Here is an 11,397-nt window from a genome sequence, read left to right as displayed (position 1 = left end):
CTGCACTGGATGGCCTGGCGCCGCCACCACCAGGCCCTCGCACGAGCCTGCCACCAGCACCGACACGCTCTCCAGGACCAGCCATGACCCGAACTACAGTTGCCGTGGCTGACCGCGCGCAACGTCGTCGCGTCGTTCCCCGCCGGGATACGACGCCCGGGTGCGCGCATCGTCGAGTGGCTCTTCCCGTCGACGTTCCGGTCGCTTCGGGACCAGGTTTCCCGCAGCTTCCGCGATCCGCGACTGCGGGCCGTTCTGGCCGCGCGATGGGGGCTCTACGGCACTCCGCCAGCCTCGAGCGCATTCGGCTCCCACACCGCAGTCCCGCTGCCGATGTTGCTCACCTTGGAGGCGCCCCACTTTCCCGCGCTGCGATCACCCCCACGGAATTGAGACAATTTCATTCGCCGCTCGAAATCTCACCCAGTTTGACAGATGACAACATCCGTAAAGTCGGCAGCGACATTTTATCAGCCACAACCATCTGAATGGCTCAACAAGCGGTGCGCCCGCCTGCCAGCCCACCGCGCCGAGACCTCAAATGAGCATCAGCCTATCTCCCCGTGACGCCCATCACCCATCACAGACACCCACCCTGTGACACAGAAGTTCAAAAATTAGACGCAGACGCGCAATATAAACAAGGTACTCACGTGATGCAATAAAATATTGTATGCGGGCGCACGCGTTTCTTGTTGCAACTCTGCATGACATGCGCTGGATTGGCACTACCGAGGAATCTGTGCGCAAACTCCTTGGTGACCATACGAGCACCAGCGCCGACGCCCTCAGAAACCTCCCCCTCCCATAAGGAGAACCTTGATGAGCACTCTGGTGCTTTCAACACTGAACTCAGTTGTGGAGCAGGCGCTAACTCGGAATGGCAATCAAGTGATTTCAGCCGTCCCATTCCCGCTTCTGGCGAAACGGCAGGATGCCAGTCCCGATATTCCGTTCATGGGCGTCCAAAGGTGGAACGACCTGAATGAGCTTCAGAACCTGGCTTACTCACTGGACGGCGTGAACGCGGTCATGACGGTGGACGAGCAGTGTGTAGCAGCGGCAGCTTTCATCAGGGATACTCTCGGAATTCCTGGCCAGTCCTACCGAAACGCCCTGAAGATGACTAACAAGCATCTCATGAAGCTGGCATTGGGGACCAGCAAGGAAGATATCCGAGTGGCGAGACACGAGGTCGCGCATTCGGTGGGCGAAATTTTGATTGCTGGAGGAAGGATGGGTTATCCACTGATCCTCAAGCCAGTCTCTGGATTCGGGGCCATCGCCACATACAAGATTAAAAGTAAGAAGCACCTTCTGGAGCTGGTGACCAGTGGGACTTTCGAGCGTGAAATTCCTGAGCCATCGGGACGAGCATCAGCTTCTGATGGCGTATTTCAGGGTCTCTTCTCGAACGAGAAGGGCGGCTTCATTGTGGAGCAATACATAAACGTAGTCAAGGAATATTTCTGCGAGATGGTCTGGTTTCGGGGACGACCGATTATGAAGGTGGTCGCCCAGTACTCTACGCCCGTACTCGACCTCATCGGCAAGCCCAGCGGGGTCGTAACACTAGACCCTCGGTCCGATGACTACGCAACCGTGATAGAGCTATCCACCAAGGCATGCACTGCGCTCAGCATGACGGAGGGCTTCGCGCATTGCGAGGTTATGCAGGATGCAGCCGGCGAGTGGTGGTTCGGCGAAGCAGCAGCTCGGCCTGGCGGCCAAGAAATCGTAGGGCTCACGTCGAGGCTACTCGGCTATGACATCCATGACGTCATCACATCGCTGGCCAATCACGAGCAGCCCAAAATCGACAGTGAGTACAGGTATCCTCTTCTCGCCAGCTCAATTCCTCTCATTCCGCCGGGTCGGGTTCTCCGGGTGCCTGCGCGGCATGATGTGCTCTCGATGGACCGGGTGGTGGACGTGGAGATCAAGTGCAAGCCCGGAGATGTGAGTATCGGCTCGCATCATTCGACCGATGCGGCCGCTGCGTTCATCTTCTTTGAGCCGTCATCCCTACAAAATGCGATGGGCGAAATGCAGCAACTGGCATCGTCCTTCGTAATCGACACTGCAGCCTAGGAAGGCATCATGTATCCCGACATCAACCAGGCTAATCGCTTTCTCGACATCGTGGTCCTGGATACCGGAAACCCCGTGCTCGGAGATGCGCTCCTTTCCCTGGGTCACAGAGTCTCATTCGTGGTCCCGAAAAATAGCGAGGGACGGTACAGAGAACAATATCCCGACCTCACTATTCACGGCGTCCGCAAGTGGGGCGACAAGTACGAGCTGAAAATTCTGGCCAACCAACTGGGCCCCGTACACGCAGTAACCACGATCGATGAACAGGCAATGGTCGCCGCGGCAGTCCTGCGGGAGGAGATAAAAATTCCCGGCTTGAGCGTTGATGACGCCCTTGCCTACACCAGTAAAGCAGTGGCTAAGCAACGCTGCACGGCGGCCGGGGTGCCCACGGCAGCATTCCGAGTCGTAAATCATGCCAGCGAGATCGCCCGAGTGGCCGAAGAGATCGGGTACCCCCTTATCGTCAAGCATGAAGCCGGAATCGGCACACTCAATACCTTCGCGATCTGGAACGATGTCGACCTGATCAATCGCATTGAAGACGGGTCTTTCGACAACAAGGTCGACGACCCATTCGGCCGATTTAGCGCGGGAAGTATCTCTCAAAGCCTACACGAATCCGGAGGTTTCATCGTAGAACAGTACCTCGACGTAGATGCAGAGTACTGCTGCGATCTATACCGCTACGCAGACCCAGAAAGCGAGGAAGAAGAGATCGTCATCGCTGCCGTCGGAAAATACAGCGATCCCTGTCTCGAGATTACCGAAAAGGAATGGCACCAGACGTTCCTCGCCCCCGACAGCGAGGAGGCCCGTGAGGTCCGCGCCATCGCTGTTAGGGGTGTCAAGGCACTGGGAAAGCTGACGGGCGCGACTCACTGCGAAATCTTGCGCACCAAAGACGGCAAGTATTGGTTCGGTGAAGCCGGCGCACGACCGGGCGGAGCAGGTATTTGGCATGCCACAAATGCGATGTACGGGCACGATGGGGCAGCCGCACTCGCTGCAATGGCCGTTGGACAGCGCCCCGACATTCCTGACACCCCGATATATGAGTCAGTTGTCAACCTCCTCATCGTTCCAGAGTCCGGGACCGTGCGAGCTGCTCCGTCCACCCAGGAGGTGCTCCAAATCCCCGGAGTGATCGACGCCGACATCCGTCTAGTCGTTGGCGAGCCGGTACCCACGGCGATCGGCACAATGTCGAGCGGCGGAAGAATCGTCTACGTGCCCCAAGACATCAACACGGTCGATACCGAGGTCGCAGCTCTACGGCGGAGTCTGGGCATCGCCATCGATGTCTAATTGTTCTGCAACCTCTGGCCCGCCCGCCCACGAGTCTGCGCATGGGCCAGAGCCGAAGAACGCGGTTCCCAGGCCGGGTTCTTCCACGGCCGCTCTGGACAAGCGCAAGGACGGCGTGGAAGACCGCATCTGCACCCTCAGCCTGAGGCTATTATTCGCCGCTCGAAGGTCCTTGCCGTCGTCAGGAAAGAAGCACCCTCCAGGCGGCACAACGCCCTGCTCTCCAGCGTGCGCGCGGCCGTCGAACGCGCCGCCGCCCACGTGAAGTCCTGGCGGATCCTGAGCGAGGAAGGCGGACGCTACCGCGCACCGATCGAGAAGTTCCCCGAGGTCCTCGCCGGGGTCACCGGACTCATCAACCTACGAAGGTTCATGAGAGTGGCTTATGAATAGGGCTCGGGATTCTGGTCGAGATCGGCCATGAACCTCTCGGCGCGGCGAGCGAAGAGGTGGGCCCCCCGTTCGCCGGATCGGGTGCGGGCTTCGTCGGCGGCGGCTCGCACGACTTCGACGGGTTCGCCGCGGGCCTGCAGCAGGCGCGCGCGCAGTAGCAGGAGAAGCCCTTCGGCGTAGCGTTGGCCGTGGGCTTTGATGGCCTGGTCGGCCTGGTCGAGGGCGGAGGCGGCCTGGTCGGGCAGCTCGGCTGCCAGCCACATCTCGGCGACCAGTCCGTACCAGTAGGCGAGGCCCCATCTCGGTGGGTCGGCCAGGGTCGCGGCCAGGAGCTGTTCGGCCTTGGCCGCGGCGCCGGCCGGGTCATCGCCGGTGAGGGCACGGGCCCAGTACCAGTCCAGCCGTATATAGGTTTCCTGGGCGACGCCGGGAAGGTCGGCGCTGGCCGCGACCCACCGTTCGGTCGCTTGCATCGCCCAGTCCGCGTCACCGGCCATCGAGGCGGCCATGGTCTGGTAACGGGTCCAGCCCGACATCTCGAAGAGGTCCCCCTCGGCCTGATACACCGTGCCGAGCAGGGACCGCCCCGTCTCGACATCGCCATGCAGCGAGGTAATGACCCCCAAATAGCCGATCCACTCATCGGGGATCCGCCAGCGTCCGCGGTCGTCACGGCGTCGAATCGGGACACCCCCGACCTGGTCGGCAAGGTGGTACAGACTTTCTTGAGCCGGTCCCGGGTGCGGGTCGGCCGAGTTCGCGAGCAGCGAGGCAACGTCGTCCGCAGTGGTACGGCCCAGCCAGCTGAAACACTGATACGCCGTGCCGATGTCGCCGATATCCCAGTGGTACAGGCCCCAGGCCTGCCGGCCGTACGCCTGGATTTTCGGGTCCGCGGACGCCTGGCCTTGCTCATGCAGCCGGCGAGCCCACATCCCACGGTCTTTCTCGGTGGAGACGTAGGCCCCGGTCATCCGATAGAAGAGGAACTCGGCCTCGGCCGTCTCGCGGCCGAGTCTGCGGGCCAGATATGCGCCCCGTTCCAGCAGATCGTACGTCGAGCCGCCCATTCCTGGAGGCTCGACGGCGAGGAGGTTGAGCAGGGCCAGGACGGACAATTCGATCTCCAGCAGCCCTGCTGTCCGGGCGATCTGGGTGGCCGATTCCAGGTTCCGATAGGCGGCCGCGAACGCGAGCTTGGTCGCCGCGCGGCGACCGGCGCGTGCCAGTGCCTTCGCGGTGCGACCCGGGTCGGCCAGGGGGCCGGCGGCCCACAGGTGGTAGGCGAGGCGTTCGGCGACGGACTCGTCGTCGGCGTGGATGGGTTCGAGGGCGTCGGCGACGCACAGATGCAGTTGGACGGCCTGCTGCCGCGCGGTGGTCTCGGAGATCGACTCGCGGATCAGGTCGTGCGCGAAGTGCCACGAGAACGGGTCTTCCGGCTTGGCCTCCAGGAGACCGAGTTCTTGCAGCGGTTCGAGGCGTTCGAGGCACTCCGCGATCTCGACGCCCATCGCGCGGGCGAGCAGGTCGAGCTCCACGTCGCGGCCGATGACCGCGGCGGTGCGCAGCAGGCTGTGAGCGCTGTCGTCGAGGCCGGTCATCCGATCGCGGACGACGTCTCGCACGGTGGCCGGCACGCCGGCTGGTACGGATGCGCTGCCGTCGCCGAGCGAACCGCCCTCGCTGAGCAACCGGGACAGCTCTTGGACGAAGAACGGATTGCCGGCGGTGCGAGCATGGATGCCGCGGGCGACTTCGGCGCCGGGCTCGCGGCCAGTTTCGCGGCGGATGAGTTCGGTCACGTCGGTCAGGCCGAGCGGGCCGAGCCGGATCCTGCGGTGGCCGGGCTGCCGGCCAGCCGTGGCCAGGACCCGTGACAGGCTGGAGCCGGGTGCGGGTGCGCGATCGCGTAGCGCTCCGATGATCACCGTGCCGGTGGGCGGCCGGGCCGTCAGGTGGCCGAACAGCTGGAGTGAGGCGGCGTCGGCCCACTGCAGGTCATCGACGATCAGCAGCATGGGCCGTTGCGCCGAGGCATGCCCGACGACGGTGACGACCTGCTCGAACAGGCGGAACTGTGCACGGCTGTCGGGAATCGCCGCCCCGGTGGCGTAGTCGTCTGGAGATTGGAGGAGTCCGCCGAGCTCGCTGGCGAGCCACTTCTCCCGCAACGGCGCGGGGAGGCTGTCGAGAATCGGGCGGAGTGTCTGTTCCCAGGGCCACATCGACGGTGTTCCGTCGCCTTCCAGGCACGAACCCCAGACGACCAGCGCGCCACGCCGACTCGCTTCTGCAGCGATCTCCTGCAGCAGCCGGGTCTTGCCCACGCCCGGCTCCCCTTGGACGATGCCGAGCGCCGCACTGCCGGTGAAAGCGTTCTCCACGGCTTGGCGCAGTACGGCGAGTTCCTCGACCCTGCCGACGAGGCCGGCTTCCTTCTGCGCCGAAGCGCCGGCCGTACTCGCCACGGGCGGTGAGGTCTGGGGCTGCGTCAGCACTTGCAGGTATGCGGCCCGTATTTCCGGACCGGGATCGATGCCGAGTTCGTCGGCGAGGCGGGCGCGGACCCTGTGGTACGCCGACAGTGCCTCGGCCCGGCGTCCCGCGGCCCCCAGGGTGGTGATGAGGCCGGCGTGGACGGGTTCGTGGAACGGCGAGGTCGATGCGGCGAGTTGCAGCGCCGACAGCACCGATGCCGGTCGGCGCAGCGACACGGCCAGCTTGGCCGCTTCGGTGCACGCGGCGTAAAACTCGTCGTCGAGACCGGTGAAGGTCGGCAATGCGGTCGACCTGTGGGTGAACCCGTCGCCCGCCCGGCCCCGCCAGAAACCGAGCGCTTCGACATAGCGGTCGAGCGCCGTTTCCTGGCGTTGCTGTGCCATGGCCTCTTTGGCGGTCGCAACGAGTTCTCGGAAGGTGAGGAGGTCCAGGGCGCCGGGGGCGGCGGAGAACAGATAGGCGTTGCCGCGGCGGTGCAGGTAGGAGCCGGTTCCACGGGCGGGGATCGCGGGTTCGAGTAGTCGTCGCAACGCGCCGACGTATTTGTGGATGATGTTGAGCGCGCTGTTGGGGACGTCATCGCCCCAGATCAGGTCGATCAGCTCGCTCGTGCTGGTCGGCCGGCCGGCGCGGGCCAGCAGCAGCGCCAGGAGGTATGCCTGTTGTCGTGGCCCGGCATCCAGTTCGACACCGTCGCGCCAGATCCGTAGCGGGCCCAAGATCTGCAGATACGGCGAAGATCGGCCGGCCGGCTGATCCTCACCGCCAGAGGGAACTACGGGGACTGACACCGCGGTACCTCTCGCCTCCGGAACGGCCATCGCTGGAAGCTTATCGTTTCGCTCCCGTCCGGCGGGAGTGACTTCCGAGGCGCAGACCGGAGCCGTTCCGGACGCCGAGCCGACGCTACATCAAGCCGTTCCGTCGGCGGGTTCCGGCTGGGTGTCCGGCGTGTAGAGCTCTTCCTCGCTGACGACCGGTGCGGCGGTTTCTTCAGGACGTCCGACTCGCGCGGCCGAGCCGAACAGGTGGCCGCGCGCCGTCCGCACGGGGGCGAAGGAGGCGAAGCCCCGTGGGCTCGGGATGTCGTCATACACTGCCTCCATACCGCCGCGGATCAGGTACGTTTCGTGCCAGAATCCGGTGCCGCCGCTGTCGCGCAGGAAATCTCGCCACCAGCGCCGGTGCGGTTCGGATCGCGTCCATGACAAGAGCGAAGGCAGGTCGCGCCAGTACTGGCGGATGCCGACGTGCATGGGGAACAGCGACCACAGCAGCGACTCGTGCGACAGCAGGCCTTCCGGCTGGTCTTTCCCGGATTGGCCGATCTGCGGGCCGTAGCCGGCCAAGGTGCGCAGGCCGTAGAGCCGATTGACTCGCATGCCGAGGTAGACGACCACGAGGTCGGGATACGGAGTGAGGTCGACTGTCTGCCGATTGACGCGCGTAGGCATCGCTGGTGCCTCCTTGGCTCGTTGGGTGACGAGCCAAAGCTAGTGACGGGCACGGAATGAACACTTGACGTCGACTGAATGCGCGGGCGGCGGCATCCGTGCGGTCGCACTCAGCTGTGGAGTTCGGCGAGCAGGCCGACGGCGCGTGCGTACAGCAACCCTCTGCCCAGGCGGAGTTTACAAACGTTGGATCACGGCCTGCGGGACACGATCGCGTTCGCCGAGCTCGCGACCCCGCTGTCGTTCGAGCTACGCTTCTTCACCTCGAGAGTGCTTCTTTCCTGACGACGGCAAGGACCTTGACAAGCCCTATCGTCCCAGGTCGAGGGCACTCTCCGTCTTATTGATCAGCCTCTGGACAGTCCTGCTCGTGCCGAGGCTAATGAGCGTCGACCTATCTCCCGGCAACGCCCATCACCCGTCACTGATATCGAGCCCGTGGCACAAAAGTTCAAAAATTAGGCGCCGACATGCAATAAGCGCAAGGCACTCACGTGATGCAATGCAATATTGCTGCGCGTTCACGCAAGTTTTTTTATCGCGACGCTGATGCGGCATGTGCTGGATTTACACAGGCCGCCGCGCAGTGAGATTTTTTGTCAGACCCGACGGATAAGGTTATCGCTGAGGTAACACCCCCCGGGCTGAAGCATTGCACCGTCGGACGCACTCAAGAGAAGGAATTCCATTGAAGAGCCTGCCACAGACAGACGACACCCTGCTGATCCGCACCGACTTTTCCGACCAGACTGCTTGGCAAGCCCTCCACACGGCGATCACAACACCGAACGAGGACGGCTTCCTCCCAAACGTTCACGTAGTGGACGATCCTGCCTACAGCGACCTGACGACCGAACAGGTCATCTCGCTGGTCCCCGCCGTAGACTCTCTGTTGATCGTGGCCGACAAGACCACCCTGACCACGCCAGATATGCCGCTGCTTGCCGTTCTGACCTACGAGGAAGATGACGACGAAGCAGAGCAGGATCACGACGAACTGCGAGTCATAGCCGCAGAGCTGTGGTCGATCGAGAGCAACATCTCCCTCGGCAACATGGACTGGGAAGAATTCGTCGATGCCGCGGGTGACGACGGGATCTTCCGTAGCTTCTGATCTCGGTGGCTCTCCATCCAGCCGACGAGGAGCGCCTATCTCTCGCTGGGCGCGTATACCGTTGCCGGGCTTGTCCTAGCCGTCCAATCCGATTCCGAGCCGGGATCCTTCATGGGAACCTTCGTTACTTCAAAGCGACGGCGCGTCCGCGGGGCCCTGAACGGTATCGCAGACCGGTCAATAGGCGAACGTCACGGCCAGCGAGGGCTTGTATGGCGCCCGCCCGGTCAATGATCTCGTCATCGGGGATCGGCAGACGAGCATGGTCAGAGGGCGATTTCCAGGCTGATCTCCCCGAGCACTCGGCGGTCACCGGTGTCCAGCTCCACCCGGTGCAGGAACCCGTACATACCGCTGTCCAGGCTCGCGTCGAGGCCTCCGACGATGTGGGAAGCGCGCCAACGGGCCTGGTGCCTGCCTGACTCTGCGAGCCGTCGAGCTCGTCGACCACGGTCATCGAAAACAGGAGGCGGATGTGTGCCCCGCCGGGGAGCCCGAGAATCTCCCGCAGGTCGGCGTCGGCGAACTTGGCACGGTTGTGGATGTAGAAGCTGGAGTCAGCGACGACGAAGGACTGCCCTGCCTTCCCACCGGGTGATCTACGCTCGAAGCTCGATCGCTGGAGCGCCCGGACGCGCTGCGCCACGCGATGAACGGCTTCCTGGGCAGCCTCGAGTGAGGCCTACTCTCGCCGGCCGGCCTGGTCGACGTGCGATCGGGCGGCCGGGTGACGGACCTCCACGTGCGATAAGTATCATCCTGGATGCAAGTTAATCGGCTTGCGCCGCGTCGTCGTGCGCGGAACGCGACGCGAGGGGACGCCGTCGCGTTCCGCCTGGCATGCGCGACCCGTCTTCCCGCCCCCGCCGCCCAACCCGGCGGCGGCGTTTCGCCGCGGCTTACCCGCACATTGCCCGACTGGGAGAACCTCATGCTGTCCGCGCGGTCCCGCGACCTGATCGCCGAGACTCTACCCTCGGTGGGCCCGGTCATCACCGACATCACCCGGCACTTCTACCGGACGCTCTTCGACGAGCATCCCGACCTTCTGCACCGCATGTTCAATCGCGGCAACCAGGCGAACGGCGAGCAGCAGAACGCTATCGCCTCCGCCCTCGTCGGCTTCGCGTCGTTGCTGGCCCACCGGCCGTACATACGGCCCGAGGACGTCGTCCGGCGTATCGCCCACAAGCACGCCTCGGTAGGGGTCACGCCCCAGCAGTACACGCTCGTGCACCGCTATCTGATGCGGGCCTTCGTCGATGTGCTCGGCCCCACGCTCTCCTCTGAAGCCGCCACAGCCTGGGACGAGACGTACTGGCTGATGGCGAACGGCCTCGCTGCGGCGGAGGGTGAGCTCTACGCTTCGGTCGACGCCAAGCCCGGCGAGGCATGGCGGTACTGGCAGGTCGTACTGCGTGCCGAAGAGGCGTTCGACGTCGTCTCGCTCCACCTCCAGCCGGTGGACGGCGCACCCGCCGACGCGTTTCGGGCCGGGCAATACGTCACCCTGGCGGCGGCGCTGCCCGACGGGGCCTTCCAGCTTCGCCAGTTCAGCCTGTCCTCGGCACCGGAGGACCCCCTCTGGCGGATCACGGTGCGCCGGCACCGCGGCGACGAGACGCGGCCGGCCGGGGAGGTGTCCACGTTCCTCCACGAACGGCTGGGGATCGGGTCCACCGTCCAAATTTCGCCTCCATACGGCGAGGTCGTCCTGGACGAATCCGACGCACCGCTTCTGTTCGCCTCCTCCGGTATCGGCGTCACCCCACTGGTCAGCATGCTGCGGCACCTGAGCGCCACCGGATCGCGCCGCCGGGTCACTGTGCTCCATCATGACCGCACGCCCTGGACTCATCCCCTGCGCTTCGAGGTGGAGGAATGCGTGCGGCAAATCGGCGGGCGCCTGCACGTCTGGTACGACGACCCTTCGGGGGCACCGCTCCACGCCCTCCAGGGCGCACCGGACCTGTCCGGGGTGGAGGTGGCACCGGGAACGCGGGCTTTCCTGTGCGGACCCGCCTCGTTCACCAGGGCACTGCGGCCGATGCTGGTGCACGCCGGGGTGGCCCCCGCAGCAATCCGCCACGAGGTTTTTGGTCCGGACATGTGGCACGCGCCGAGCTGAGCGCCAGCGTGCGTCGCCTCACTCGGCTTGCCGGTTATGTTTAATCTTCAATCACTGGTCCCTGATCCCGCACTTTCGCCGAGGAGGGCGCATGCGTGGTGGGCGGGTCCCGCACCTCCGAACGGGCCTTGAGGAGCTCGCCGCCGCGTACGACCGTGCCGACGGCCGGGGACTTCATGACTCCCGAAGCGGTGCCTCGGCCTTAACGCCGACAGCGTTGCCGACGGCCGCATGGCTGGAGCCAGCGCGTCCGGCACAACCAGGGCTTGGGCGAGTTCCGGGGTCGGGTGGTTGGCCGGGCCGTAACCGGTTGGGGTGCATAGCAGCGCAGGCACGGGCTTCGTGATCATTGGGGTGTCGAAGCTCAACGATCATGAGGTGGCCCGTGCCTGCCGCTGTATCTT

At 64.3% G+C, this 11,397-nt stretch carries 6 protein-coding genes; 4 read left to right on the top strand and 2 right to left on the bottom strand.

The window, feature by feature from the left end:
* Positions 1–822 precede the first annotated feature (822 nt).
* On the top strand, positions 823–2,091 hold the full coding sequence (locus PV350_RS39200) for an ATP-grasp domain-containing protein (RefSeq protein WP_500338219.1): 1,269 nt from the start codon (positions 823–825) through the stop codon (positions 2,089–2,091).
* A gap of 9 nt (positions 2,092–2,100) precedes the next feature.
* Positions 2,101–3,402, top strand: coding sequence for a hypothetical protein (locus PV350_RS39195; RefSeq protein ID WP_500338218.1), 1,302 nt, complete (start codon positions 2,101–2,103; stop codon positions 3,400–3,402).
* A gap of 383 nt (positions 3,403–3,785) precedes the next feature.
* Here the strand turns inward: PV350_RS39195 and PV350_RS39190 are convergent, their stop codons facing one another.
* Both PV350_RS39190 and PV350_RS39185 read right to left on the bottom strand, forming a co-directional pair.
* Positions 3,786–7,118: a BTAD domain-containing putative transcriptional regulator gene (locus PV350_RS39190; protein ID WP_500338217.1), complete on the bottom strand. Its 3,333-nt coding sequence runs from the start codon at positions 7,116–7,118 to the stop codon at positions 3,786–3,788.
* 90 nt (positions 7,119–7,208) lie between these two features.
* Complete coding sequence (locus tag PV350_RS39185) at positions 7,209–7,751, bottom strand: monooxygenase family protein (protein WP_500338215.1); 543 nt, start codon at positions 7,749–7,751, stop codon at positions 7,209–7,211.
* Between the two features lie 688 nt (positions 7,752–8,439).
* On the opposite strand from PV350_RS39185, the gene PV350_RS39180 reads away from it, so the two are divergent.
* Both PV350_RS39180 and PV350_RS39175 read left to right on the top strand, forming a co-directional pair.
* Positions 8,440–8,865, top strand: a complete 426-nt coding sequence (locus PV350_RS39180; RefSeq protein WP_500338213.1) for a DUF6924 domain-containing protein — start codon at positions 8,440–8,442, stop codon at positions 8,863–8,865.
* Positions 8,866–9,796: 931 nt separating this feature from the next.
* Positions 9,797–10,993, top strand: a complete 1,197-nt coding sequence (locus PV350_RS39175; protein ID WP_500338211.1) for an NO-inducible flavohemoprotein — start codon at positions 9,797–9,799, stop codon at positions 10,991–10,993.
* Positions 10,994–11,397: the final 404 nt, after the last annotated feature.

This window comes from Streptomyces sp. PA03-6a (genome assembly GCF_033792765.1).
Classification (GTDB): domain Bacteria; phylum Actinomycetota; class Actinomycetes; order Streptomycetales; family Streptomycetaceae; genus Actinacidiphila.
The sequence above is the reverse complement of the archived record's forward strand: the minus strand, read 5'-3'. Positions and strand labels throughout refer to the sequence as shown.